General features: G+C 69.4%; 23 protein-coding genes and 1 pseudogene. 10 read left to right on the forward strand and 14 right to left on the reverse strand.

Annotation, left to right across the window (positions count from 1 at the left end; translation table 11 throughout):
• Positions 1 to 10: 10 nt before the first annotated feature.
• Together DIE12_RS02040 and DIE12_RS02045 are read right to left on the reverse strand one after the other, a co-directional pair.
• Positions 11 to 997: an isoaspartyl peptidase/L-asparaginase family protein gene (locus DIE12_RS02040; protein ID WP_124485004.1), complete on the reverse strand. Its 987-nt coding sequence runs from the start codon at positions 995 to 997 to the stop codon at positions 11 to 13.
• Entirely contained in the window at positions 994 to 1,944 is a 951-nt protein-coding gene (locus tag DIE12_RS02045) for a MurR/RpiR family transcriptional regulator (RefSeq protein WP_124485005.1), read from the reverse strand. Before DIE12_RS02045 ends, DIE12_RS02040 begins: the two co-directional genes overlap by 4 nt.
• A gap of 449 nt (positions 1,945 to 2,393) precedes the next feature.
• Between DIE12_RS02045 and DIE12_RS02050 the strand changes: the two genes are divergently transcribed.
• The 5 genes and pseudogenes from DIE12_RS02050 to DIE12_RS02070 all read left to right on the forward strand — a co-directional run bounded on the left by DIE12_RS02050 (position 2,394) and on the right by DIE12_RS02070 (position 8,327).
• Complete coding sequence (locus DIE12_RS02050) at positions 2,394 to 3,665, forward strand: MFS transporter (RefSeq protein ID WP_124519659.1); 1,272 nt, start codon at positions 2,394 to 2,396, stop codon at positions 3,663 to 3,665.
• A 27-nt stretch (positions 3,666 to 3,692) separates the two neighbouring features.
• A complete protein-coding gene (locus DIE12_RS02055; protein ID WP_124519660.1) occupies positions 3,693 to 6,113 on the forward strand; it encodes a glycoside hydrolase family 31 protein in 2,421 nt (806 codons plus the stop codon).
• Positions 6,114 to 6,232: 119 nt separating this feature from the next.
• Complete coding sequence (locus DIE12_RS02060) at positions 6,233 to 7,420, forward strand: porin (RefSeq protein ID WP_124519661.1); 1,188 nt, start codon at positions 6,233 to 6,235, stop codon at positions 7,418 to 7,420.
• A gap of 326 nt (positions 7,421 to 7,746) precedes the next feature.
• A pseudogene (locus tag DIE12_RS02065) lies at positions 7,747 to 8,010 on the forward strand (BCCT family transporter); the annotation flags it as partial.
• Between the two features lie 5 nt (positions 8,011 to 8,015).
• Positions 8,016 to 8,327 carry a hypothetical protein gene (locus tag DIE12_RS02070; RefSeq protein WP_044843140.1) on the forward strand — a complete coding sequence of 104 codons (312 nt, stop codon included), beginning with the start codon at positions 8,016 to 8,018 and terminating at the stop codon, positions 8,325 to 8,327.
• Between the two features lie 93 nt (positions 8,328 to 8,420).
• On the opposite strand, the gene DIE12_RS02075 is transcribed toward DIE12_RS02070, so the two are convergent.
• Complete coding sequence (locus DIE12_RS02075; RefSeq protein WP_124519662.1) at positions 8,421 to 9,269, reverse strand: class I SAM-dependent methyltransferase; 849 nt, start codon at positions 9,267 to 9,269, stop codon at positions 8,421 to 8,423.
• A 182-nt stretch (positions 9,270 to 9,451) separates the two neighbouring features.
• Between DIE12_RS02075 and DIE12_RS02080 the strand changes: the two genes are divergently transcribed.
• The 3 genes from DIE12_RS02080 to DIE12_RS02090 all read left to right on the forward strand — a co-directional run bounded on the left by DIE12_RS02080 (position 9,452) and on the right by DIE12_RS02090 (position 12,823).
• Positions 9,452 to 10,915: a metallophosphoesterase gene (locus tag DIE12_RS02080; RefSeq protein WP_124519663.1), complete on the forward strand. Its 1,464-nt coding sequence runs from the start codon at positions 9,452 to 9,454 to the stop codon at positions 10,913 to 10,915.
• 230 nt (positions 10,916 to 11,145) lie between these two features.
• Entirely contained in the window at positions 11,146 to 12,450 is a 1,305-nt protein-coding gene (locus tag DIE12_RS02085; RefSeq protein ID WP_124519664.1) for a cytochrome-c peroxidase, read from the forward strand.
• 97 nt (positions 12,451 to 12,547) lie between these two features.
• Positions 12,548 to 12,823: a hypothetical protein gene (locus DIE12_RS02090; protein WP_044842898.1), complete on the forward strand. Its 276-nt coding sequence runs from the start codon at positions 12,548 to 12,550 to the stop codon at positions 12,821 to 12,823.
• 144 nt (positions 12,824 to 12,967) lie between these two features.
• Here DIE12_RS02090 and DIE12_RS02095 read toward each other — a convergent pair whose 3' ends face one another.
• The gene (locus DIE12_RS02095; RefSeq protein ID WP_185500275.1) at positions 12,968 to 14,452 is read right to left on the reverse strand and encodes a PLP-dependent aminotransferase family protein; all 1,485 of its coding nucleotides are present in this window, start codon (positions 14,450 to 14,452) and stop codon (positions 12,968 to 12,970) included.
• Positions 14,453 to 14,655: 203 nt separating this feature from the next.
• Between DIE12_RS02095 and DIE12_RS02100 the strand changes: the two genes are divergently transcribed.
• A complete protein-coding gene (locus DIE12_RS02100) occupies positions 14,656 to 15,006 on the forward strand; it encodes a hypothetical protein (RefSeq protein ID WP_124485012.1) in 351 nt (116 codons plus the stop codon).
• Between the two features lie 225 nt (positions 15,007 to 15,231).
• Here the strand turns inward: DIE12_RS02100 and DIE12_RS02105 are convergent, their stop codons facing one another.
• The 8 genes from DIE12_RS02105 to gtdA form a co-directional block, all read right to left on the reverse strand.
• Complete coding sequence (locus tag DIE12_RS02105; RefSeq protein ID WP_124485013.1) at positions 15,232 to 15,654, reverse strand: DUF6691 family protein; 423 nt, start codon at positions 15,652 to 15,654, stop codon at positions 15,232 to 15,234.
• 1 nt (position 15,655) lies between these two features.
• Positions 15,656 to 16,090 carry a YeeE/YedE family protein gene (locus DIE12_RS02110; protein ID WP_044842894.1) on the reverse strand — a complete coding sequence of 145 codons (435 nt, stop codon included), beginning with the start codon at positions 16,088 to 16,090 and terminating at the stop codon, positions 15,656 to 15,658.
• Positions 16,080 to 16,430 carry a helix-turn-helix transcriptional regulator gene (locus DIE12_RS02115; protein WP_124519666.1) on the reverse strand — a complete coding sequence of 117 codons (351 nt, stop codon included), beginning with the start codon at positions 16,428 to 16,430 and terminating at the stop codon, positions 16,080 to 16,082. Before DIE12_RS02115 ends, DIE12_RS02110 begins: the two co-directional genes overlap by 11 nt.
• Positions 16,431 to 16,556: 126 nt before the next feature.
• Positions 16,557 to 17,918 (reverse strand): aromatic acid/H+ symport family MFS transporter, encoded by a 1,362-nt coding sequence (locus DIE12_RS02120; protein ID WP_124519667.1) that lies wholly within the window; start codon positions 17,916 to 17,918, stop codon positions 16,557 to 16,559.
• Between the two features lie 76 nt (positions 17,919 to 17,994).
• Positions 17,995 to 19,203: a 3-hydroxybenzoate 6-monooxygenase gene (locus DIE12_RS02125; RefSeq protein WP_124519668.1), complete on the reverse strand. Its 1,209-nt coding sequence runs from the start codon at positions 19,201 to 19,203 to the stop codon at positions 17,995 to 17,997.
• A 19-nt stretch (positions 19,204 to 19,222) separates the two neighbouring features.
• Complete coding sequence (maiA, locus tag DIE12_RS02130; protein ID WP_124519669.1) at positions 19,223 to 19,864, reverse strand: maleylacetoacetate isomerase; 642 nt, start codon at positions 19,862 to 19,864, stop codon at positions 19,223 to 19,225.
• Positions 19,865 to 19,896: 32 nt separating this feature from the next.
• On the reverse strand, positions 19,897 to 20,595 hold the full coding sequence (locus DIE12_RS02135) for a fumarylacetoacetate hydrolase family protein (RefSeq protein WP_124485018.1): 699 nt from the start codon (positions 20,593 to 20,595) through the stop codon (positions 19,897 to 19,899).
• 79 nt (positions 20,596 to 20,674) lie between these two features.
• Positions 20,675 to 21,721 (reverse strand): gentisate 1,2-dioxygenase, encoded by a 1,047-nt coding sequence (gtdA, locus tag DIE12_RS02140; RefSeq protein WP_124519670.1) that lies wholly within the window; start codon positions 21,719 to 21,721, stop codon positions 20,675 to 20,677.
• A 164-nt stretch (positions 21,722 to 21,885) separates the two neighbouring features.
• On the opposite strand from gtdA, the gene DIE12_RS02145 reads away from it, so the two are divergent.
• Positions 21,886 to 22,830: a LysR family transcriptional regulator gene (locus tag DIE12_RS02145; RefSeq protein ID WP_124485020.1), complete on the forward strand. Its 945-nt coding sequence runs from the start codon at positions 21,886 to 21,888 to the stop codon at positions 22,828 to 22,830.
• A 45-nt stretch (positions 22,831 to 22,875) separates the two neighbouring features.
• Here DIE12_RS02145 and DIE12_RS02150 read toward each other — a convergent pair whose 3' ends face one another.
• Together DIE12_RS02150 and DIE12_RS02155 are read right to left on the reverse strand one after the other, a co-directional pair.
• Positions 22,876 to 24,165: an FAD/NAD(P)-binding oxidoreductase gene (locus DIE12_RS02150; RefSeq protein WP_124519671.1), complete on the reverse strand. Its 1,290-nt coding sequence runs from the start codon at positions 24,163 to 24,165 to the stop codon at positions 22,876 to 22,878.
• Positions 24,162 to 24,395 (reverse strand): 2Fe-2S iron-sulfur cluster-binding protein, encoded by a 234-nt coding sequence (locus tag DIE12_RS02155; RefSeq protein ID WP_011658575.1) that lies wholly within the window; start codon positions 24,393 to 24,395, stop codon positions 24,162 to 24,164. Before DIE12_RS02155 ends, DIE12_RS02150 begins: the two co-directional genes overlap by 4 nt.
• Positions 24,396 to 24,397: the final 2 nt, after the last annotated feature.

Here is a 24,397-nt window from a genome sequence, read left to right on the forward strand (position 1 = left end):
CGATCCGGAATCAGGCCGCATCGTCGCGATAGATGCCGACCACGGGCGTCTCGCCGACGCGTGCGTAGCCGCGATACATCCCTTCCGTGTTGAACGGCATCGCGACGTTGCCGTGCGCGTCGACCGCGACGATCCCGCCGCGCCCGGCCAGGCGCGGCAGCTTGTTCATCACGACGTCGTGCGCGGCGTCGGCAAGCGACGCGCCGCGATAGGCCATCTGCGCGGCCACGTCGTGCGCGGTCGCGAGCCGGATGAACATCTCGCCGGTGCCCGTCGCGGAGACCGCGCAGGTCGCGTCGTCCGCGTAGCAGCCGGCACCGATGATCGGCGAATCGCCGACGCGTCCGGGCTGCTTGTTGGTGATGCCGCCGGTCGACGTCGCCGCCGCGATATGGCCGCGCAGGTCGCACGCGACCGCGCCGACCGTGCCGTGCTTGCGGTCGGGATCGAGCGGCTCGGCCGGCTGCCCGGCGCCGAACGCGAAGGTCGCCGCGTCGTGGTCGAGCATCATGCCGGCCGCCTCGCGCGCCTTGAGCCACTGCGCACGACGCGCTTCCGTGTCGAAGTAACCGGGCTCGGCGAGTTCGAGGCCCTGTGCGGCCGCGAACGCATCGGCGCCCGCGCCCGCGAACAGCACGTGCTCGCTTGCCTCCATCACGCGCCGCGCGGCGAGGACCGGATTGCGCACGCGGGTCGCGCAGCAGATCGCGCCGGCCGCGAGCGTCGTGCCGTCCATCACCGCCGCGTCGAGCTCGTGCTTGCCTTCGGCCGTATAGACGGCGCCGCGCCCGGCGTTGAACAACGGACAGTCCTCGAGCATCCGCACGGCGACGGTGACGGCGTCGAGCGCGCTGCCGCCGTCGGCGAGCACCTTCTGCGCGGCCTGCAGGATCGCGGTGAGTTCGGCGCGGTAACGGCGTTCGGTGTCGGTGTCCATCGCCTCGCGCAGGATCGTGCCTGCACCGCCATGAATCGCGACGATCGCGGATGAAGTCATGATTTTTTCGGACCGGAAGAAGAAGGGTTGGCGGCCGGCAGCGCCGCTTGCGGCTGGACCAGCCACGGCAACAGGAATTCGGTCATTTCGGCGGCGGACTTCGCGGAGCGGTGCGTGCGCAGCGCGACCGCGTCGATCAGTGCCTCGATCATCGTCAGCACGGCCGCTTCCGACGTGGCCGCGAAACGCCGCTCGGCCTTCACGTACAGGTTCAGCGACGCGATCGGTGCCAGCGGCGAACCGGGCCCGTCGGAAATGCCGAGCACGCGCGCGCCGCGCGCCGCCGCGCGGCGGGCCAGCTCGATCGTGTCCTTCACGTAGCGGGGAAACGCGAGCGCGATCACGAGATCGCGCGAGTCGGCCGTGTACAGGCGCCGCGCCGCATGCGACGGGCCGCCGAGCAGCGCGAGCGACTGCACGTTGTCGTGACACACCGACAGGCCGTGTTCCATCAGCCCGGTCAGAAACGCGCTCGAACCGGCGCCGAGGATCAGCACGCGCCGCGCGCCGACGATCGCCTCGACGGCCGCTTCGACGTCGGCCGCATCCAGCTGCGCGCGCGTGTTCTCGATGTTCGTGACGGCCTGGTCGAACACCGCGTCGATCCACGCGGCGCCGCGCACGCCCTGCTCCTGCTCTTGCTCCTGCGCGGAACGCAGCCGTTCGACCGGGCCGAGCGTCGCCTCGAAGCCGCGCACGAGCGCCGCGCGCATCGCCGGATAGCCGTCGAAGCCGAGCGCCTTCGCGAAGCGGTTCGCGGTCGCGATCGATGCGTTCACGGCCTGCGCCAGCTCGTCGATCCGCATCGTCGCCGCGCGGAACGGATTCGCGAGCACGAACTCGCCCATCCGGCGGTGGATCGGCGTCATCCGCGGCATGGCCGAGGCGATGCGCTCCGCGATCGCGGATTCCTCGTGACTGACATCGTGCGGAAGGAGCGGCGTCATGCGAATGGTTTTGCAAGGTGGATGAAAATCAATTTACACAATCTGCCGACAGGAAAAAAATAAATTTTCATCAGGGTTGTCACGCCCATTGCCGGGCCCGGCTGATGCAGTCGGCCCGTCGACGGCCGCTCGGCCCCGGCAAGCGGGCGTTCGGCGCTCGGTCGTCACGCAACGCGCCGGACACCCGATCTGCACGCCTATCGGGAATACCCCAAGCATGTTCGTTCGAATGCAGATTCACGTTGACCTGATTCGAATTCGAACATAGGATGCTCGAAAATGATCAGTCGTCCGATAACATCAGCTTTCGACAACATCGAAATGTTCGATTGAATGTGGTCATTTCGAGAAAAACCGGGCGAATCGGCGCCCACCAAGATCGGACATCGTACAAATAAGACTGAACGAGACGCCCTAGCCGGGCGACTTGCATGGATCAGGAGACAGCAGTGAAAACAGTCAAGGCGTTGCGCTGGTGGATCATCGTGCTGGTATGCCTCGGCACGATCCTCAACTACCTCGCTCGAAACTCCCTCGCGGTGCTCGCACCGGAACTGAAGCAGGTGTTCGCGATCTCGACGCAGCAGTACTCGTATATCGTCGGCGCATTCCAGATCGGCTACACGATCATGCAGCCGGTGTGCGGGTTCATCGTCGACCTGATCGGGCTGCGGCTCGGGTTCGCGCTTTTCGCGATGCTTTGGTCGGTGGTCGGCGTCGCGCACGGCTTCGCGTCGGGCTGGCTGTCGCTCGGCATCCTGCGCGGCTTGCTCGGGCTGTTCGAGGCCGCCGCGATTCCGTCGGGGATGAAGGCCGTCGCCGAATGGTTTCCCGATCGCGAGAAATCCGTCGCGGTCGGCTACTTCAACGCCGGCACGTCGCTCGGCGCCGCGATCGCGCCGCCGCTCGTCGTGTTCCTGTCGATGCGGTTCGGCTGGCAATCCGCGTTCATGGTCACCGGCGCCCTCGGCTTCCTGTGGGCCGCGCTCTGGTACACGCAGTACCGCTCGCCGGCCTATCATCCGCGCCTCACGTCGCAGGAGCGCACGCTGATCCGCGACGGCCAGGCCACGATGCCGGCCGTGTCGAAGCGCCGGATTCGCGACGTCGTCACCGCGCGCCGCTTCTGGGCCATCGCGCTGCCGCGCTTCTTCGCGGAACCCGCATGGCAGACCTTCAGCTTCTGGATTCCGCTGTACCTCGCCACCGAGCGCCACATGGCGCTCACGCAGATCGCCGTCTTCGCGTGGATGCCGTTTCTCGCGGCCGACCTCGGCGGCATCGCGGGCGGCTACCTGTCGCCCTACCTCGCGAACCGGTTCAAACTGCCGCTCGTGTGGTCCCGCGTCGCCGGCGTCGCGCTCGGTTCGGTGCTGATGCTCGGGCCGGCGATGATCGGGCTCGTGTCGTCGCCGTATACGGCCATTGCCCTGTTCTGCGTCGGCGGCTTCGCGCACCAGATGATCTCCGCACTCGTCAACACGCTGTCGGCCGACGTGTTCGATCCCGAGGAAGTCGGCACCGCCAGCGGCTTCGCGGGCATGGCCGCGTGGATCGGCGGGCTCGGCTTCTCGCTGCTGGTCGGCGCGCTCGCCGACAAGATCGGCTACGCGCCGCTGTTCGCGTGCCTCGGCCTGTTCGACATCATCGGCGTCACGCTGCTCGCGGTGCTGATCCGCGGGCAGTCGAAGCAGGAACGCCTGCTCGCGCAACACGCCTGACCTTCGTTTTCATCAGGAATCGCCTTCATGACTTCGCTTCTTCATCCGCCCGTGTTCCGCGTCGCCGCCCGGCAGGCGAACCGTGTGCTGCTCGCGTCCGACGCGGGCGCGACCCTCGAGATCTTCGTGCTCGAGGACGACATCGTGCGCGTGCGCGTGCTGCCCGACGCAACGGCGCGCAACCCGCGCACCTGGACGATCGCACCGGGCCTCGACGACGTGCCGCTCGAGGGCCGCGACCGTCTCGACCTCGGCGGGTTCGCGCTGCCCGACTACGACTTCGGCGAGGACGACGGCGGCGTGCGCATCGAAACCGCGCAGGTCCGTCTCACGGTAAGCCGGCAGGGCGGCCATTGCACGTGGTCGATGCGTGGTGCCGACGGCGCGTGGCGCGTCGTGCTCGCCGACCGCGCGACGCAGGCGTACAACTTCGGCTGGTGGGACGACCGCGCCTATCACTACGTCGCCCGCGAGCGCGGCGACAAGGTGTTCGGCCTCGGCGAACGCGCGGGCGACCTCGACCGTACCGGCGCGCGCTTCGAGATGCGCAACATCGACGCGATGGGCTACAGCGCGAAGCACACGGACCCGCTCTACAAGCACATCCCGTTCTACGTCACCTGGTCGCCCGACGCGTGCCAGGGCTTCGGGCTGTTCTACGACACGCTGTCGGATTGCGCGTTCGACATGGGCCGCGAGCTCGACAACTACCACGGTCTGTACCGCTACTTCGTCGCCGAGCACGGCGATCTCGACTACTACTTCATCGCATCGCCCGACACGCCGCTCACGGCCGCACGGCGCTTCACGTGGCTCACCGGGCGCCCGGCGCGCACGCCGAAATGGGGGCTCGGCTATTCGGGCTCGACGATGAGCTACACCGACGCGCCGGACGCGCAGCGTCAGATGAGCCAGTTCGTCGAGCAGTGTGAATCGCACGACATCCTGTGCGATTCGTTCCACCTGTCGTCGGGCTATACGTCGATCGGCGCGAAGCGCTACGTGTTCAACTGGAACCGCGAGAAGTTTCCCGACGCGAAGGGATTCGTGAAGCACTACCGCGACCACGGCATCCGCCTGTGCGCGAACATCAAGCCGTGCCTGCTGCGCGATCATCCCGCGTTCGACGACGCTGCACGGCGCGGGCTGCTGATCCGCTCGGCGTCCGGCGAGCCGGCGTGGGTGCAGTTCTGGGACGAGGTCGGCGCATATATCGACTTCACGCAACCGGACGCTTGCCGCTGGTGGCGCGAGCAGGTCACGTCGGCGCTGCTCGACTACGGGATCGAGTCGACCTGGAACGACAACAACGAATACGAGATCTGGTCGCCCGACGCGATCGCGCACGGCTTCGGCCAGCCATTTCCCGCGCGCGAGGCGAAAGTGCTGCAGACGATGCTGATGATGCGTGCGTCGCGCGACGCGCAGCGCGCGCATGCGCCGGCGCAGCGGCCGTTCCTCGTGTCACGCTCCGGCGGCGCCGGCATGCAGCGTTATGTGCAGACCTGGTCCGGCGACAACTACACGTCATGGGAAACGCTGCGCTACAACCTGAAGATGGGCCTCGGGCTCGCGCTGTCGGGCGTGTCGAACATCGGTCACGACATCGGCGGCTTCTCCGGTCCCGCACCGTCGCCCGAGCTGCTGCTGCGCTGGGTCCAGTTCGGCATCTTCATGCCGCGCTTCAGCATCCATTCGTGGAATGACGACGGCACCGTCAATGAACCGTGGATGTATCCGGAGATCACCGCGCGGATCGCGTCGCTGATCAAGCAGCGCTACCGGCTGCTGCCTTATCTCTATCACCTGTTGTGGCTGTCGACCACGCGCTACGAGCCCGTGCTGCGGCCGACCTTCGGCGACTTCCCCCGCGACCCGCGCTGCTACGACGAATGCGACGACATGATGCTCGGCGACGCGCTGCTCGTCGCGCCGGTGGTCGACCCGGGCCGCACGGAACGCACGGTCTACCTGCCGTCGGGCGCGCGCTGGCTGTGCTGCGCGAGCGCGCGATCGTTCGACGGCGGCGCGAGCGTGACGCTGCCCGCGCCGCTCGACACGCCGGTGATGCTGTTGCGCGAAGGCCGTGTGCTGCCGCTGAACGTCGCCGAGCAACGCTTCGGCGCGTGCGCGGACACGCGCGGCTTCCTCGTCGCGCCACGCATCGAGGACGGTGTCGCATACGGCGAATGCGTCGAGGACGACGGCGAAACGGAAGCGTGGCGCGACGGCGAATACGGGCTGTGGCGCATCGAGACCGGCCGCCAGGCGTCGGGCGAACTCGGCGTGTCGGTCCGCTGGGACGGCCGCATGCATCGCCCCGCCGAGCGCCTCGAGATCCTGCTGCCGGCGTCGCTGCAAGGCGCGCTTGCGGTGCACGGCGCGCGCGTCGAGCACGATGCGCGGGACGGCGCGTGGCGTCGCCTCGTCGTGGCGCTCGACGACTGACCGCGCACGCTCGGGCAAGCGCCGAGCCATGTTCGGGCGGACCGCGCACGCGGCCCGCCCCGCCATCCAAGAGGAGGCCGTCCAGCCTCCCGCCCCCTGAAGAGACCTGGAGATCGACAATGAAGGCACCGCATCATCATTATGCAATCCTGATTTTATCCGCCGCGTCGCTCGGCGCTTCCACCGCCCATGCGCAGAGCAGCGTGACGCTGTACGGCGTGGTCGACGATTCGCTCGCGTACGTGAACAACCAGCAAGGCCACTCGAACGTGTACATGCGCGACGGCAACCTGTATGCGTCGAAGTTCGGGCTGCGCGGCGACGAGGATCTCGGCGGCGGCACGCACGCGATCTTCGACCTGCAATCCGGCTTCAACCTGAACACCGGCGCGCAAGCCGCCGCCGGCACGATTTTCAACCGCCAGGCCTTCGTCGGGCTGCGCAACGACCATTACGGCACGGTGACGGCCGGCCGCCAGTACACGCCGTACTTCCTGCTGGTCGGCCCCTACGCGTCGAGCAGCTGGCTGACCGGTGCGACCGGCGCGCATCCGGGCGACATCGACGGCCTCGACACGACCATCCGCGTGAACAACTCGGTCACCTATACGTCGCCGACCTTGTCCGGGCTGACCGCGAGCGCGATGTACGCGTTCGGCGGCATCGCCGGCGCGACCGGCAAGGGCAATACGTTCAGCGCCGCGCTGCGCTATGCGAACGGGCCGGTCGGGATCGCGGCCGGCTACCTGCGCATCAACAGCTCGGGTTCGTCGGCGGGGTTCCTGAATCCGGCGACCGCGGCGTCGGGCAGCTTCGCCGTGTCCGTGCTGAACCAGGGCTACCTGACCGCGAAGGCTGTCGAGCAGGTCGCGACGGCCGGCAACTACACGCTCGGCAACCTGACGATGGGCCTCAACTACTCGAACGTGAAGTACCTGCCCGGCAACGGCTCCGCGTTCGCGAACACGGCCGTGTTCAACACCTACGGCGCGCTCGCCGCGTACCGCTTCACGCCGACCTTCTCGGTGGCCGGCGCGTTCGCGTACACGCTCGCGTCGAAGGCGAACGGCGTGTCGAACGCGGCCCGCTACCAGCAGTATTCGCTGAAGGAGTCGTACAGCCTGTCGAAGCGCACGACGCTCTATGCGCTGCAGGCGTACACGCATTCGAGCGGGCGCACGCTCGGCGCGCAAGGTGCCGGCCATATCGTCGACGCGGCGCCGATCGTCGGCGACTCGCAGCAGCTCATGCCGTCGACGACGCACGGCCAGTTCGTCGGCATGGCCGGGATCGCCGTGACGTTCTGAAATCGCGGCAGCGCATCGCCCGCCGGCGCCCCGGACGGTCCGCATCATCCGGGGCGCCGGATTCCGCGCCTCGTCTGCGCTCGGTCTGGGCTCCGTCGCACGCGCCGGCTCAGTGCGAGGGTGTTCGCGATCGGCCCGATACCCTACAATTCGTCAGGTTAACCCCTGCTGCTTGCCCCTTCTTGCAGTCCCGACACCGCGCTACACTCGACGCACGCCGTATCAGGGTCCGACGTGCGACGCGCGCGCCGGGCGGCGTCGCGCCTCGTTGCGCCCACAACTGGATGCCAGCCATGCCAGGTTCCCGTCCCTCGACCCGCACGGCGTTAGAGCCGCAGGCCGTCGCCCCCAGCACGCCCGCCACCGCGCGCGAGGCCATGCTGATGCCCTTCTTCCACTGGGGCTTCCATGCGTGGGCGATCTACGGGCTGACGGGGCTCGTGCTCGCGCACTTCGGTTTCCGCTACAACCTGCCGCTGACGCTGCGGTCCGGGCTGTATCCGATGCTGCGGGAGCGCGTGAACGGCCGGATCGGCCACGCGGTCGACGCGTTCATCGCATCGTGCGGACGCGTGGCCTCCGACGGAGTCGCACGATGAGCGGCCTGCTGCACGATCGCACCGGCGACTTCATCGCGCTCGCGACGCTCGCGGTGCTTTACCTCGGTGGCGTCGGCCTCGCGCTGTGGCGAATCCGCACCGCCGCGCCGCGCGGCAAGGTCTACTGGATCGTCTGCATCGCGTTGCTGGCCGGCGGTGCGATCGCGATCACCGCCAACCTGTCGCCCGTGCCGAACAGCGGCGAGATGCCGCCCGGTTTCGCGCTCGGCGTCGAGGCGGTGCTGCTCGGGCTCGCGCTCGTCGCGGCGGGCTGCGCGTGGCTGATGTTGCGTGCGAGGCGCGGCTGATATCTGTCGCTTGCGCGGCGGCGCAGCCTTGCCTTGTCATGCGCGAACGGCAGCGTGCATGCCGAACGTCGGTCGTCCTCGTAGCCTCACGCGTCATGCAGACGGCGCCCGCGCCGTGACGAGCCAGCACGCCGCGTCGAACCGCACGTCAGCGCCCTGCACGTAAGGCTCGAACGCAGCGCGCACCGTTTCGACCACGCGCCGCCGCGTCGCGTCGTCCGCGTCCTGAAGCGCGAGCCCGACCGGGCCCAGCCGCGCGATGTAGTCGTTCAACGCCGCCTCGGGCAACGCGCACGCCTGGTCGATCGGCTCGATCGCGATGTCGGCCCAGCCGCTGTCCGACAGCACCGACGCGATCCGCTGCCGGTCGCCGAACGCGAATTGCCCCGGCGCCCCCGGCTGCCGCGCCGGCAGGTCCGGCAGCAACGTTGCCGCGACACGCTCGGCCGTCGTCATGAACGGATTGTCGGCGGCGCCGCGCCATGCAACGAATCGCAGTTGCGCGTTCGCGCGCGCCGCGTGCCGCAGGTTCGCGAAGGCGCGCACCGGATCGTCGAAGAACATCACGCCGAAGCGCGACACGATCAGGTCGAACCGACCCGGCGCGAATGCATGCGTCTGCGCATCGGCATGCACGAAGCCGGCGCCCAGGCCGGCGCGTTCGGCACGCGCCCGTGCGGCGGCAATCATCCGCGCCGAAATATCGACGCCGGTACAGTGCGCGTGCGCACCAAGCCGCCGTGCGATCGCGAGCGTCACCGCGCCGGTGCCGCAGCCGACGTCGAGCACGCAGCGCGCGGATGCCGCGGCCGCCGCGTCCGCGAGCAGCGTCTCGAACGGCTCGAACATCCGGTCGAGCGAGCGCTGCGCGTCGACCCATGCCAGCCCCGACGGACCATTCCACAGCGCAGACTGCGCTTCGTTTGCCCGGCTGTCTTTCATCGTCGATTCTCCTTTTTCGTCCGTATCGTTGACCGTGATCCGGACTATGCTGCTTCAAGCCGGCTTGAGGTCAAGGCAGCGACCGCGGCACGACTCGCGCGCCGGCCGGCCGTCGGACTCCGCCCTTCACATTTCTTACACTCGCGCTGCGTATCGTTGACGACTTTCCTACGGTGCCTCTCATGCGACGACTCCTCCCGCGCGCACTGCTCGCGCGCTGCGCTCCGCTTGTTGCCCTCGCGGCGCTGTCCGCGTGTTCGAATCACATCGATACGCCCGCCGATCCGGCCAGTGCCGCGATCAACCTCCAGGCCGCGTGGGTCGAGATCGGCGACGCGAACCAGGCGATCGCACGCGTGATCACGAGCTACAGCCCTGCATCCGCGAGCGATCCGCTGTGCCCGCAACTGTCCGTCGACGGCAAGCTGTCGCGCATGACGCTGCGCGCCGGCGCCGCGACCGTTGCGCAGCGTCCGACGGCGAGCGCCGCGGCCGACTCGAAACCGTCGAGCTTCCCGGTGTCCGTCTGCGAAGCGGCGCTGCCGGCCGATGCGCAAACGGCGAGCGTCGCGGGCCGCGCACTGCCGCTGCCGAAAGCGCAGCCGCAGCGCATCGCGATCATCGCCGACACCGGCTGCCGGATGAAGAAGGCCGACAACGCATGGCAGGCGTGCAACGACGCGACGGTCTGGCCGTTCGACACGATCGCGGCGAGCGTCGCGAAGCTGTCGCCGGACCTCGTGCTGCACGTCGGCGACTATCACTACCGCGAAAACGCGTGCCCGCCCGACATCGCCGGCTGCAAGGACAGCCCGTGGGGCTATGGCTGGGATGCGTGGCAGGCCGACCTGTTCCGCCCGGCCGCGCCGCTGTTCGCGAAGGCGCCGTGGGTCGTCGTGCGCGGCAACCACGAGGAATGCGCACGGGCCGGCCAGGGCTGGTACCGCTTCCTCGATCCGCGCCCGTATTCGGCGGCCCGTTCGTGCGACGATCCGGCCAACGACGACGACGCGAACTACTCGGATCCCTATGCGGTGTCGCTCGGCGGCGGCACGCAGGTGATCGTGTTCGACACCGCGAAGGTCGGCCGCAATCCGCTGAAGACGACCGACGCGCAATTCCGCATCTACCAGAAGCAGTTCCAGACGGTCGCGTCGCTCGCGTCGAAGGCCGGCATGTCGACGACGATCTTCACGAACCACCATCCGATCCTCGCGTTCGCGCCGATCGCCGGCAGCACGCCCGCGCCGGGCAACCTCGCGCTGCAGTCGGTGATGGCGAGCCTGAACGCGCAGGCGTACTACCCGCCCGGCATCCACGTCGCGCTGCACGGGCACGTGCACGACTTCCAGGCGATCAACTTCTCGTCCGGGCATCCGGCGACGATCGTGTCCGGCAACGGCGGCGACAACCTCGACGTCGCGCTGCCCGACCCGTTCCCCGCCGGCCTGACGCCGGCGCCGGGCGCCGTGATCGAACGGCTGTCGCACAACAACAGCTTCGGGTTCCTGATCATGGAGCGACGCGGGGCGCCGGCGACGGGCTGGGTGTTCCATGCGTATTCGGCGGCGGGCAAGCTGCTCGCGTCGTGCGACCAGTCGGGCAACACGCTCGCATGCGACAAGACGGGGTTCATCGCGCCGTGAGGGACGAAGTTCGATTGCATGGCGGTTTGATGGATTCTGCGGATTCGGCGGATTCGGCGGATTCGGCGGATGCGGCGTGTTCGGCGTGTTCGGCGGATGCGGCCGGCTGCCGGGAAGGAATGGCTGGATCGCGAAGGCGGCCGATTCCTTCGGTCGCCCTCGCCGGGCGTCCGGCGTCCGCCGCGGTTCCGGCCGCCGGCGGACGGGCGGTACGCGCCCTTGCCGCCGCCGTGCTCGCCGGAGCGGCGCTCGCGGCCCACGGCGCACCTGCCGAAACGACCCTGCTCCCCGGCGCGCCGCCGGCGCGCGTCGTCGGTACGATCGGCAACGGCACGCCGCAGGTGACCGACAAGGTCGACGCGGCCACCGCCCGTTTCGCGCCCGACCCGACGCTCGTCGCGCTGGGCCGCCGGATCTTCTTCGATCCGCGGCTGTCCGAGCCGCGCGGCATGTCGTGCGCGGGCTGCCACGATCCGGGGCGCGCGTTCGCGCCGACCTTGTCGGCCGCTTCGCTCGCGGGGCCGGGCGTGCCGGAAGGCAGCCGCCACGGGCGCTTCAGCCAGCGCAACGCGCCATCGCTGCTCTACGTGCGCTACGTGCCGCGCCGCCACTTCTACCAGGACGACGACGCGCCCGCGCCGTCGCCGTTCGGCGGCCTGTTCAGCGACGGCCGCGCGGACACGCTCGCCGAACAGATCCGCGGGCCGCTGTTCGACCCGAACGAGATGAACAACCGGTCGCCGGCCGCGCTGCTGCGCAAGGTCGACGGCACCGAACTGGCGGGCGATCTCGCCGCGCGCTTCGGCACGTCGGCGCGGCGCGATCCCGAGCAACTGGTGCGGGCGCTCGGCTCGGCCGTCGAGGCCTATCTGCAGAGCGACGAGATGGCGCCGTTCACGTCGCGCTTCGACGCATTCCTGCGCACGCGCAAGCCGCTCGCGCCGGCCGAGATGCGCGGCCTGGCGCTGTTCCGCAATCCCGACAAGGGCAATTGCATGAGCTGCCATACGCTGTCGGAAACGTCGAGCCGGCCGGAGCGCTCGCTCTTCACCGATTTCGGCTACGACGCGATCGCGGTGCCGCGCAACCACGCACTGCCCGCGAACCGCGATCCGCGCCATTTCGACAACGGTCTGTGCGATACGGCTGCGCGGCTGCGCTGGCCCGAGCCGACGCAATGGTGCGGCTACCTGCGCACGCCGGGACTGCGCAACGTCGCGGTCAAGCAGACGTTCATGCACAACGGCGTGTTCACGACGCTGCGCGACGCGGTCGCGTTCTACAACACCCGCTCGACCGACCCTGGCCGCTGGTATCACGGCGCCCGGACGTTCGACGACGTGCCGGCCGCCTATCGCGGCAACATCAACGTCAATTCGACGCCGATGAACCGCCGGCCCGGCACGCCGCCCGCGCTGACCGACGCGGAAATCGACGACATCGTCGCGTTCCTCGGCACGCTGACCGACGCACGCTACGCGAATCCCGTCCCGGCCGCCGCCCGCATCGCCCGCGCCGCCGCGCCGGCGCGTTGACCCTGGCCGAACGGCCAGGCGCGTGCGCATCCGCTTGCGGTCGCCGCAAACACTGGTTATATTTACAGTACTGTATTTATGAACAGTGAGGTGCGCGATGGAACATCTGGTCCGTATCGTCAACGACACCGATCGCCAAGTGCTGGCATGGCTGCGTGCGCAGGTCGGCGACGCCCGCGTCGAGCGTGCGGCGCGCCAGCTCGGGCATACGCGAAAGCCCTTTCCGTCGGCGGTATGCCGGTATCTGGGCATGAGCGCGCCGGCCACGCTGCGCCCGGCGGAGCGGCCGCGTGCCGCACGCGACTTCTCGGTCGGAGATCGCTATCTGTCGCTGATCCGTCAGCACCTCGCCGCGCATGCGGTCAGCCGATGAAATCGCCGAAATCGTATCGTCGGCGCGTCGCCGCGCGGCGGCCGGCCGCGGAGAATGCGGCGAGCCGGATCGGCCGGCCCGTGCTCTCGTCACGACCGCCGAGCCCGGTAGCCAACGCGCCAGCCCGGCCGACACCCGCCCTGCTCACGCAGCGGCCGCCGCGTCGCGTATCAACTGGCCGAGCGTTTCGATTGCCGCTTCATGTGCCGTGTCGAACACCCGCGTGCAGGCAAGCCGGATATACGCGTCAAAGCGGTCGGAATTCGAGAAGATCGCGCCTGGCGCGATCCTTACCCCGCGTGCGAGCGCGGCATCGAACAAGGCTTCGGAACGCACGCCGTCGGGCAGCGCGATCCACAGCAGCATGCCGCCGGGCGGCCGGTTCATCCGCGTGCCGGCGGGAAAATGGCGCGCGATCGCATCGATCGTCACATCGCGCTGCACGCGAAGCTGTTCGCGAAACCGGTGCAGGTGGCGGTCGAACGCACCCGAGCCGACGAATTCGGCCGCGACGGCCTGCAGCAACGCGGCGTTGTGCCGGCTTTGCGCGAACTTGAGCATCTTCACGCGCGCGTGCCAGCGGCCCGCGCTCATCCAGCCGAGCCGCATTCCGGGCGCCAGCACCTTGTTGAGCGACGGGCAATAGATCACCGTGCCGTCGCGGTCCCATGCCTTCACGGGTTTCACCGCGTGCGGCGCTTCCACGAGTTCGCGATACGGCTCGTCCTCGATCACGGCCACGCCGCGACGCGAGCACAGCGCGACCAGCGCAGCCTTGCGTTCGTCGGGCATCACGCTGCCGAGCGGGTTCTGCAGATTCGGCACGACGACCACGGCCCGAATATCCGGGTACGCGGTCAGCGCCACGTCGAGCGCTTCGATCGACAACCCGGTCGTCGGGCTGGCCGGAATCTCGAGTGCACGCAGGCCGAGGCTTTCGAGCAGCTGGATCAAGCCGAAAAAGGCCGGCGATTCGATCGCGATCGTGTCGCCGGGGCGTGCCACCGCGCGCAACGCGAGATTCACGGCATCGACGCCGCCGCTCGTCGACATCACGTCGTCCGGCGACACGGTCACGCCGTACGACAGCGCGCGTTTGGCCATCGTCTGCCGGAATTCGGCCGAGCCGCCAACCGGCCCCGCGTCGGTCAGCAGCGTCGGCTTGCGCCGTAGCAGCCGGATCGCCAGCGCCTGCAGGCGCTCGGCCGGGTACAGCGTCGCCAGCGCGGATGCGCCACCGAGATTCAGCGCGTCGGGCCTCGCGTTCGCACGATCGATCACGCGCGACACGCGTTCGTGCAGCCCCGCGAACGGCGGCTCGACGCTCAGCGGCTGCCCGTCGCTTTCCGGCAGCGTGTCGAGCGCGGCCACCGCGCGCCGGCGCACGAAGTAGCCCGAGCGCGGTCTGGCTTCGCACCAGCCCGTATCCTCGAGCCGCCGGAAGGCCTGGGTCGCGGTAGACAGGCTCACGCCGTGCTGCGCCATGAACGCACGCACGGACGGCATCCGGTCGCCGGGCGACAGCGTGCCGGCCGCGATGATGCGGCGGTAATGCTCGGCGAGCCGTTCGTAAAGCGGCTCGCCGGCCATCGGCAAAGTCATGCGGGATGGATCGGTGATGGGCGTCATGCGGGTCATCCTGCCCGCGCGCCCGGGCGCACGCCAGATACAGATTCCGGGGAAACTCACCGATACAGCAACATGAAATCGCCGTCTGCACCGTAACAGATACCCGTCCCCTGAATCTGTCCTGTCCGCACGCGTTTCCTTAACCTGATTGCACGCTGTCGCCCTGCCATCGCCGGGCCGCGCAACCGGGAAAAGGACACGCCATGCGGACGCACGACATCCGGCTCGACGCCGGGCAAAGCCACTTTGCGTGGTTCGACAAGGGCAGCCGCGTCATCGTGCTCGACGGCGCGCTCGCGGTCACGTTACGTCACGGCGGGCTCGACTGGCTGCCCGATGCGCCGCAATACGTTCGCCGCGTGCTCGACGAAGGCGAATGCCTGACGATCGAGACGGCCGGTCACGTGGCATTGTCCGCCGGCGGCGCCGGGCCGGTTGCCGCGACCGTCGCGGCGCCCGTGGCCAGGCCCGGCGTATTCGCGGTGTGGCGTGCGTGGCTGCAGCGGGCGTCCGCGCGGCTGCTCGGCGAGCGGCATGTGCGCGAGCAGTCCTGACGCGACGGCTACAACACCGTCGCCGGTGTCGCCACGCGATCACCGTGTCGCTCCATCCGGCGACGAATTCGAGCCCGGCCGCGCGACGCCTACACACCGTCGCCGTTGTCGCCGCACGATCACCGTGTCGCTCCCCCGGCGACGAATTCGAGCCCGTCCGTCGCCCTCGCCGGGCCGGGCCGCTTCGGCCACGCCGACAACCTCGGCCGCAGCAGCCGCGCGTTGCTACCGCACCTTCCGCGCGCGCTCGATCCATTCGAACAATGCCATCCCGGCCAGCATCGCGCCGACGAACGCGATGCCCTTCACCGACCCGAGCCCGATCGACACGATCGCCGGCCCCGGGCAGAACCCGGCAAGCCCCCAGCCGATGCCGAACACGGCGCTGCCGGCGACGAGGCGCACGGTAATCGTCCGCACGGCCGGCCACTGGATCGGCAGGCCGAGCAACGACCGCGACCGGTGCTTCGCCCATGCGAACGCGAACACGGCGACGCCGATCGCGCCGGCCATCACGAATGCGAGCGACGGATCCCAGCGGCCGGCCAGGTCGAGAAAACCGAGCACCTTCTGCGGGTTGGCCATCCCCGACACGATGAGGCCGACGCCGAACATCAGCCCCGCCAGAAACGCGAATCCTGCCTGCATGTCAGCCCCCGAGCACGTGCCGTTGCACGAATACGGTCGCGAAGCCCGCGACCATGAAGACCGCCGTCGCGACGATCGAGCGCGTCGCGCCGCGCGACAGCCCGCAGACGCCGTGACCGCTCGTGCATCCGCCCGCATAGCGCGTGCCGATCCCGACCAGCAGGCCGGCCGCCAGCAACTCGCCCCAGCCTGCATCGACCTGCGGCGTCACGGCGGCACCGGCGACACGCATCAGCAGCGGCGCGGCGATCAGCCCGGCGACGAACGCGGCACGCCAGCCGCGCTCCGCCGCACCGGCCGTAAACAGGCTGCCGACGATACCGCTGATTCCGGCGATCCGCCCGTTGAACGCCATGAGCCACGCGGCCGCAAGCCCGATCAGCACGCCGCCGGCAAGCGACAGCCACGGCGTGAAATGAAGCGCATCAAGCTGCATCGCGCGTCCCCTTCGCGGCCGGGCCGCAGAACTGTTCGTACAGCACGCCCATCACCGCGATCGCAGCCAGGCTGTCGAGCGAGTAGTGGATGTTCTTGCCTTCGCGGCGCGTGCGGACGAGCGCGTTGTCCCGCAACACACCCAGCTGCTGCGACAGTGTCGGCTGGCGAATATCCAGCCGCGCCTCGAGATCGCTCACGCAGCGTTCGCCCTGCGACAGTTCGCACAGCAGCAGCAACCGGTCGGGATTGGACAGCACCTTGAGCAGCGCGCACGCCGATTCGGCGGCGGCGCGCATCTGATCGGGCTCGGGCAGCCCGGTGGAAGGGTCGGCGTTCATGAGAGCGATCGCATTCGATTAACGAATCAATATTATATATATTTATATATCGTTGATTCGTACTTTCGGTCGGCGCCATCGGAAGAAAAAGGAAAGCGCCGTCTGCGACGCCCACCCCTGCCTCCGCTACGCCTGCTCGCCGGCAAGCGCATCGGCTGCCGCCGCGCGCTTCTCGCCGGCCCGTACCGCGCCCAGCACCAGCACCGCGATCCCGGCGATCACGCACGGCACCGCGACGAATGCGAAGGCGATCGGCAACGGCAGCCCCATCGCGAGCATCGCCCCGCCCGCCATCGAACCGACGACCGACCCGCCGCGGCCGATTCCGTTCGCCCAGCTCACGCCCGTGGTCCGGCACTCGGTCGGGTAGAACGCGGCCGACAGCGCGTTCGCGCCGACCTGCGAGCCCGACACGCAAAAGCCCGCGGCGAACACGACCAGCGCGGCGCCCGCCGGCGACGCGGCCAGCACGCCGATCGCCGCGACGAACACGCCGGCCGCCGCATAGCTGCATGCCAACACGCGATGCGGATCGAAGCGGTCCATCAGCCCGCCGAGCACGATCGCGCCGAGCGTGCCGCCGACCTGGAACATCGCGGTCACGCGCGCGGCCGTCTGCAACGTCGCGCCGGTCGTGCGCAACAGCGTCGGCAGCCAGCTCGACAACAGGTAGATGACGAGCAGGCTCATGAAGAACGTGAGCCACAGCAGCAGCGTGCCGCGCAGCAGGTCGGCGCCGAACAGGCGGCCGAGCGGCGAAGCGGCCGGCTTGCCGCGCGGTGCGATGAACGACGCGTGCGCGAGATGCGGGTCCGGTGCGATGCGTGCGAGCATCGCCGCGATCCGTTCACGCGCCGCGCCGGTGTTGACGAGGTAGCGCACCGATTCGGGCAAGCGCCATGCGAGCACCGGCAGAAGCAGCAGCGGCGCGGCACCGCCGACGACGAGCACCGCGCGCCAGCCGTCGCGTTCGATCAGCGACGCGGCCGCGAGTCCGCCGAGCGCGGAGCCGATCGTGAAGCCGCAGAACATCGTCGTCACGAGCAGCGAGCGCCGCCGCGCGGGGCAATACTCGGACGTCAGCGTGATCGCGTTCGGCATCGCGCCGCCGAGCCCGAGGCCCGTCACGAAGCGCCACGCGATCAGTTCGGTCAAACCGCCCGCGCTCGCCGACGCCGCACTCGCGATGCCGAAACACGCGACACAGGCGAGCAGCAGGCGCTTGCGGCCGAACCGGTCGCCGAACGGCCCGAACACGAGCGCGCCGGCCATCAGCCCGGCGAGCCCGGCGCCGAACACCGGCGCGAGCTGCGCGGGCGACAGGCCCCATTCCGCACGAATGACGGGGGCGATGAACCCGATCGATGCCGTGTCGAAACCGTCGATCGCGACGATCAGGAAGCACAACACGACGATCGCGGCCTGAAACGGCGCAACGCGATGTCGGTCGATCCATTCGCTGACGTCGATGGACAGCGTATCGGCCATGATGATGTCTCCTCCATGAAGGCGGTCGCGCGCGATGTCGTTGAAATGCGCGCCGCCGGATGCAAACCGAAAGGCGTCAGGCAACGGACTTCAGGCAGTTCTCCGCGCGCCAGCCGTGCAGCCAGTCGAGCGCGTCGTAGAACTGCGCCTGCGTGCGTCCGACCCACAGCGCGTTGCGCACCTGCCGCTCGACGCCCTTCGCGTGATAGATCCGCCCCATCTCGCGCGCCGAATACAGCACGCGTGCGGTGCGCGGAATCCGCACGCGCTCGTACAGCGCAAACGCGGCCTCGAAGTCGCCGTCGGTCTGCGCGACGGCCGCGCCGAGCGTCACCGCATCCTCGAGCGCCTGGCACGCGCCCTGCGCGAGGTATTGCGTCATCGGATGGGCAGCGTCGCCGAGCACCGTCGCGCGGCCCGCACTCCAGCGCTCGACCGGGTCGCGGTCGGCGGTCGCCCAGCGCTTCCACGACGTCGGCCGGTCGAGCATCTGCTTCGGCAGCGGATGGATGCCGTCGAAGTACGACAGCACTTCCTCCTTGCTGCCGTCGCGCACGCCCCAGGTTTCCTGCTCGCGGCTGTGGAACGTGACGACGAGGTTGTACTGCCGGCCGCCGCGCAGCGGATAGTGGACGAGATGGCAATGCGGGCCGGCCCAGACGACCGGCGCATTGATCTGCAGATCCTTCGGCATGTTGTCGACGTCGACGACCGCGCGATACACGACGTGCCCCGTCACGCGATGCGCGTCGCCGATCAACGCGTGACGGATCGCGGACTTCACGCCGTCGCAGCCGATCACCGCATCGGCGCGATAACGCTCGCCGTGCTGATCGATCACGGTCACGCCGTGGTCATCCTGCTCGAACCCGCACACCTGCGTGCTGGTCCGGAACTCGATCAGCGGATGATCCTTGACCGCCTCGTAGATCGACAGGTGGATGTCCGCGCGATGGATCACCGCATACGGGTTACCGAAGCGTTCGCGATACGCGGCGCCCGTGTCGACGCACGCGACTTCCCGCGCATCGACCGCATCCATCAGTTGCAGCCGGTCGGTAAACACCGCCCGGCCGCGCGCGGCCTCGCCGACGCCCAGCGCGTCGAGCGCGTTGAACGCGTTCGCGGCGAGCTGGATGCCCGCGCCGATCTCGCCGATTTGCGCGGCCTGCTCGAGCAGCGTCACGCGAATGCCCTGGCGCGCGAGCGCCAGCGCCGTCGCGAGCCCGCCGATGCCGCCGCCGATCACGAGTACGCGTCGGCCTGTGTTGTGTGTCTCGCCCATGTCTGTCTCCTGCTTCGTGTTACGCGATGTAGTCCGGTTGCCGCTGCGGCTGCGCTGCGTCGAATGCCGGCTCGCGCCGCGCGTGTTCGTGAATCGCCAGGCTGCGCGGATACGCGCTCAGGTCGCAATCCATCCGCAGCGCGTTCGCGACCTGCGGCACGAGGCATACGTCGGCGAGTGTCGGCGCCTCGCCGAAACACCACGGACCCGTGTCCGCACGCGCGAGCAGACGCTCGACGCCGGCCATCCCTTCCGCGACCCAGTGCCGGTACCACGCGCTCTTCTGCTGCGGCGTGACCTGCAGTTCGCTGTCGAGGTAGCGCAGCACCCGCAGGTTGTTGACCGGGTGGATGTCGCATGCGATCAGCGTCGCGAGTTCCAGCACGCGTGCGCGCTGCCGCGGTTCGAGCGGAATCAGCCGCGGCGCCGGACGAATCCGGTCGAGGTAGTCGATGATCGCGAGCGACTGGCCGAGACGGAAATCGCCGTCGACGAGCGCCGGCACCGACGCCGACGGATTCACCTGCGCGACGTAGCCGGCCTCGCGGTGCTCGCCCGTGCGGATGTTCACGGGCAGCGTGTCGTACGACAGTCCTTTCAGCGCGAGCGCGATGCGCACCCGATAGGACGTCGAACTGTTGAAGAAGCTATGCAGTTGCACGATGTGACCTTTCGAGGAAAGCGAGGCGCGCGTCAGACCACGTGCACGGCCAGTTCGCCGAGCCGCTCGACGCCGACCTGCATCACGTCGCCCTTGACCACCGCGCCGACGCCTTCCGGCGTGCCGGTGAAGATCACGTCGCCCGGTTCGAGGCGGAAGAATTTCGACAGGTCGGCGACCGTTTCCGCGACCGACCAGATCAGGTGCGACACGTCGCTCTTCTGCTTCGTCGCGCCGTTGACCGTCAGCCACAGGCCGGCCTGCTCGAAATGACCGACCTCGCTCGCCGGATGCACGGGGCCGATCGGCGCGGAACGGTCGAACGCCTTGCCGATTTCCCACGGCCGGCCCATCTCGCGCATCTTCATCTGCAGGTCGCGGCGCGTCATGTCGAGGCCGACCGCATAACCCCACACGTGCTCGAGCGCACGCTCGAGCGGAATGTCGGCGCCGCCCTTGCCGATCACCGCGACGAGCTCGGCTTCGTAGTGATAGTTCTGCGTCTGCGACGGATACGCGAGATCGAGCGTTTCGCCGTAGGCGACCGGCACGACCGAATCGGCCGGCTTGCAGAAGAAGAACGGCGGTTCGCGATCGGGATCGAAGCCCATTTCGCGCGCATGCGCCGCGTAGTTGCGGCCGACGCAGTACACGCGGCGCACCGCGAAGCGGGCGTCGCTGCCGGCGACGGGAAGCGCCACCGGCGCTTCGGGCGGGAAAACATAAGTCATGAACGGCTCCAGCGTAGGCATGAAGGAAGGAACGCGCGCCGCGTCGGCGACGCACGCAACGAAGCGGGGAAAACGGGCGTCAGTCGCGCGCTTCGCGCAGCAGGTTCAGCGCGGACAGCACCGGCCGGTCGGAATAGCTGAACAGCACGCTGTCGGACGACGCAGACAGCCGCACCGGCGCCCACGACGGCGCGACGAAGATGTCGTGCGGCTCGAACGCGAACGCGTCGCCGCCGATGTGCGCGGTGCCGCTGCCTTCGACGACGCAGTAGATCGTCGCGTCGGTGCTGCGATACGTGCGGCCGTCGAAGCCGGCCGGCAGGAACTGCATGAAGGTCGCGATCGTCGGCATCGGCCAGCCGCCCGTCGCGGGGTTCACGTAGCGCAGCTTCACGCCGTCCCACGCGTCGAGTTCGCCGTTGCGGTACAGCGCGTCGAGCGCGTCGCGGGTGCGCGCATACGGATAGCTGAACACCGGCGACGTCGGATCGCTCGCGCGATGCCGCACCGGCGCCATGTTGTGGCCGAAGCGCGCGAAGCTGTCGCCTTCCGCGCGGCTCACCGGCTGCTCGGCCATCGGATGGTTTTCGGCGAAACCCGCGTCGAGGTTCGCGACGAGCGGAATGTCGAGCCCGTCGAGCCACACGACCGGCTCGCCGCCGTCTTCCACCGCCGGATTGCCGTGGTCGTGCCACGCCCAAGACGGCGTGATGATGAAGTCGCCCGGATGCATCGTCGTGCGCTCGCCGTTCACCGCGGTCCATGCGCCCTTGCCTTCGACGATGAAGCGCAGCGCCGACTGCGTATGCCGGTGGCTCGGCGCGATCTCGCCGGGCAGGATCAGCTGCATGCCTGCGTACAGGGTCGGCGTCATGCTCGACTTGCCGGGCAGGCCCGGGTTCTCCAGCACCAGCACGCGGCGCACGGCTTCTTCCGCGCTGATCACGCTGCCGGCCTGCATCACCAGGTCGCGCACCCGTGCGTACTTCCAGATCGCGGCCTGCGCGGCCGGCTGCGGCGTCTTCGGCACGAGGTTGTGCAGCGATTCCCACAACGGGGCGAGGCGCTGCTCGGCGATCCGGGCGTAGTAATCAGCGCGCGACGTATCCGGGTGTCGGCTGGTCATGATGTCTCCTTGGGGCGGCCGATCGCGGTCGGCGCTGTGTCGGGTCGGGGACCGCGTGCCGCAGTCCGTTAGCGCATTTATATTCGACGCAGACATACCCGGTAAAATGGTGAAATCATCTAATCCATATTGATTCGGATATACCTTCCGATACGGAGCGTGCGATGGACTGGACCCACCGGCTGCGCTTGCGGCACCTGCAGGTCCTGCTGAGCCTGGCCAGCACGGGCAACCTGAGCCAGTCGGCGGCTGCGCTCGCGACCACCCAGCCGGCGCTGTCGAAATGGCTGAAGGAACTCGAGGAGGATGTCGGCCTGCCGCTGTTCGAGCGGCATGCGCGCGGCTTGCGGCCGACGGCCTACGGCGACGCGCTGATCGAGCATGCGCGCCGCGTGGAGGCGCAGCTCGACGTCGCGCGCGACGACATGGCCGCGCTGCGCGAAGGCGGCAGCGGCCTGGTCACGATCGGCACGTCGGGCGTCGCGGCCGCCGATACGGTGCCGCTCGCGGTATCGCAGTTGCTGAAGCGGATGCCGCGCGCGCAGGTGCGGCTCGCGGAGAGCACGATGAACCAGCTGATGCCGCAGCTCGCGCGCGGCGAGCTGGACATCGTCGTCGGCCGTTCCGGGTCCGCATCCGTCGATCCGCACCTTCACGCAGAAGCGCTGTACGTCGATCCGGTGGTGTTCGTCGCGCGGCCCGATCACCCGCTCGTCGGCACGGCATCCGTCGGCTGGGACGAGGTGCTGGCCTGCTCGTGGATCGTCTGGCCGCCCGGCACCCCCGTGCACAACGCGCTACAGGTCGCGCTGACGGCCGCCGGGCGCGTGCAGCCGCCGCATTGCGTCGAATCGAATTCGTCGATCCTGAACCTCACGCTGCTGAACAACACCGACCTGCTCGGCGTCGCATCGCATCGTGCCGCGCGGCGCTTCGAGCAATTGAACGCGATCCGCATCCTGCCGATGCGGCTCGAGGGCCAGGGCGCGGTGTCGATCTACTGGCATCCGGACAGCGCGAAGCGCGCGGCCGTGGCCGCCGCGATCGAGTGCCTGCGTGCCTGTGCGGCGCCGCAGGTGGGCGGATGGGAGAAAGTGAAGGCGGAGTGAGCGACGCAGCGACCCGGCGCGAACCGGGCGCTGCGCCGTGGCGCATCAGCCGCCGTCGCAGGACGCGATGTCGTCCAGCATCAGCGTGCCGACTCGCGCGGGCACGAGCGGCGTGCGCGGCACCGGCGGCGTCCAGCCGAACAGCGCCTGCGCGGCCGCGCCGCACACGCGGCCCTGGCATGCGCCCATCCCGCAGCGCGTCTGCAGCTTCGCGGCCGTCCAGCCCGGCGCAGGCGCGGCCGCGTCTGCGACCGCGTCGAAGCGCACGTCCTCGCAACGGCACAGCAGCGTGTCGGGCCGCGCGAGCTTGCGGATCGGCTCGCGTATCGCGAAGCGCTCGCGCACCGCATCCGCGAACGCCTGCCAGTGCGCACGCCGCGCAACCAGCGCGGCCAGCGGCGCCGTCTGTCCGGTGGCCGCATAGCCGGCGATCTCGCCTTCGACGATCGCCAGTTCGCTGCCGCCGACACCCGTGCACTCGCCCGCCGCGAAACAGCCGTCGCGGCTCGTGCGCTGATGCGCGTCGACCACCACCGCGCCGTTTTCTATCCGGCAGCCGAGGTGGCTCGGCAGCACGGTGTTCGGCACGAGGCCGAAGCCGCACGCGAGCCTGTCGCAGTCGACCTCGAACTCTCGCTCGCCCTGCCGGATCCGCACGCGTTCGAGCCGCTTGTCGCCGAACGCCTCGACGACGTAGGCATTGGGCCGGTAGGCTGCCGTGACGAGCTTCGCCGCCTGCGTGAGTTTCGACGGCCAGCGCCAAAGCCCCGCGCCGAAACCGGCCACGTCGCTCCACGCCGCCTGTTCGAGCACGTGCGACACCTGCGCGCCGGCCTGACGGGCCGTCGCCGCGCTCGCGAGCAGCAGCGGGCCGCTGCCGGCGATCACCGTGCGCTGCCCGCGCACGTCGAGGCCGTACTTGATCAGGGCCTGCAGGCCGCCCGCGCCGGTCACGCCCGGCAGCGTCCAGCCCGGGAACGGCAGCAGCAGCTCGCGCGCACCGCAACACACGATCAGCGTGTGGAATTCGAGCAGGAAGCCGCGCTCGTCGTCCTCGAGCAGCAGCGTGCCCGGCTGCGTTTCGGCCACGATGCGCGTGGCCGCAAGATGCGTGACGTTCGGCTGACGCAGCACGGCCAGGCGTTCCGCCGCGGCCGGCACCGGCATCGCGGCCGCCGCCTGGCGCCAGATCTGCCCGCCCGCGCGCGGATTGTCGTCGACGATCGCGACCGTCGCACCGCTTCGTGCGGCGGCCTGCGCCGCCGACAGCCCGGCCGGGCCCGCGCCGACGATCGCGACGTCGACGCTCAGTCTTTCCTGTTTCGCCGTGCTCATCGCGTGCGCTCCACCCGCATCCCGTCGCGGCACAGCGTCTGGCAGGCCAGGCGGCGGCGGCCGTCGATCGTCATCCTGCACTCCTGGCAGATGCCCATACCGCAAAACGGCGCGCGCGCCGCACCCGTGCACGACACGCGCGTCGTGTCGTCACCGCTCGCCGCGACGGCGGCCGCGACGGTCGCACCGTCGGCCACCGTCAGCGCGCGGCCGTCCAGATGAATGATCATGT

This window comes from Burkholderia sp. Bp9015, from assembly GCF_003853505.1.
Lineage (GTDB): Bacteria > Pseudomonadota > Gammaproteobacteria > Burkholderiales > Burkholderiaceae > Burkholderia.

Excerpts from the sequence above, each read along its gene's own strand:
- DIE12_RS02040 (WP_124485004.1), bottom strand. The coding sequence starts at position 997 with ATGACTTCATCCGCGATCGTCGCGATTCATGGCGGTGCAGGCACGATC.
- DIE12_RS02045 (WP_124485005.1), bottom strand. The coding sequence starts at position 1,944 with ATGACGCCGCTCCTTCCGCACGATGTCAGTCACGAGGAATCCGCGATC.
- DIE12_RS02055 (WP_124519660.1), top strand. The coding sequence starts at position 3,693 with ATGACTTCGCTTCTTCATCCGCCCGTGTTCCGCGTCGCCGCCCGGCAG.
- DIE12_RS02060 (WP_124519661.1), top strand. The coding sequence starts at position 6,233 with ATGAAGGCACCGCATCATCATTATGCAATCCTGATTTTATCCGCCGCG.
- DIE12_RS02070 (WP_044843140.1), top strand. The coding sequence starts at position 8,016 with ATGAGCGGCCTGCTGCACGATCGCACCGGCGACTTCATCGCGCTCGCG.
- DIE12_RS02075 (WP_124519662.1), bottom strand. The coding sequence starts at position 9,269 with ATGAAAGACAGCCGGGCAAACGAAGCGCAGTCTGCGCTGTGGAATGGT.
- DIE12_RS02080 (WP_124519663.1), top strand. The coding sequence starts at position 9,452 with ATGCGACGACTCCTCCCGCGCGCACTGCTCGCGCGCTGCGCTCCGCTT.
- DIE12_RS02090 (WP_044842898.1), top strand. The coding sequence starts at position 12,548 with ATGGAACATCTGGTCCGTATCGTCAACGACACCGATCGCCAAGTGCTG.
- DIE12_RS02095 (WP_185500275.1), bottom strand. The coding sequence starts at position 14,452 with ATGACGCCCATCACCGATCCATCCCGCATGACTTTGCCGATGGCCGGC.
- DIE12_RS02100 (WP_124485012.1), top strand. The coding sequence starts at position 14,656 with ATGCGGACGCACGACATCCGGCTCGACGCCGGGCAAAGCCACTTTGCG.
- DIE12_RS02105 (WP_124485013.1), bottom strand. The coding sequence starts at position 15,654 with ATGCAGGCAGGATTCGCGTTTCTGGCGGGGCTGATGTTCGGCGTCGGC.
- DIE12_RS02110 (WP_044842894.1), bottom strand. The coding sequence starts at position 16,090 with ATGCAGCTTGATGCGCTTCATTTCACGCCGTGGCTGTCGCTTGCCGGC.
- DIE12_RS02115 (WP_124519666.1), bottom strand. The coding sequence starts at position 16,430 with ATGAACGCCGACCCTTCCACCGGGCTGCCCGAGCCCGATCAGATGCGC.
- DIE12_RS02120 (WP_124519667.1), bottom strand. The coding sequence starts at position 17,918 with ATGGCCGATACGCTGTCCATCGACGTCAGCGAATGGATCGACCGACAT.
- DIE12_RS02125 (WP_124519668.1), bottom strand. The coding sequence starts at position 19,203 with ATGGGCGAGACACACAACACAGGCCGACGCGTACTCGTGATCGGCGGC.
- DIE12_RS02135 (WP_124485018.1), bottom strand. The coding sequence starts at position 20,595 with ATGACTTATGTTTTCCCGCCCGAAGCGCCGGTGGCGCTTCCCGTCGCC.
- gtdA (WP_124519670.1), bottom strand. The coding sequence starts at position 21,721 with ATGACCAGCCGACACCCGGATACGTCGCGCGCTGATTACTACGCCCGG.
- DIE12_RS02145 (WP_124485020.1), top strand. The coding sequence starts at position 21,886 with ATGGACTGGACCCACCGGCTGCGCTTGCGGCACCTGCAGGTCCTGCTG.
- DIE12_RS02150 (WP_124519671.1), bottom strand. The coding sequence starts at position 24,165 with ATGAGCACGGCGAAACAGGAAAGACTGAGCGTCGACGTCGCGATCGTC.
- DIE12_RS02155 (WP_011658575.1), bottom strand. The coding sequence starts at position 24,395 with ATGATCATTCATCTGGACGGCCGCGCGCTGACGGTGGCCGACGGTGCG.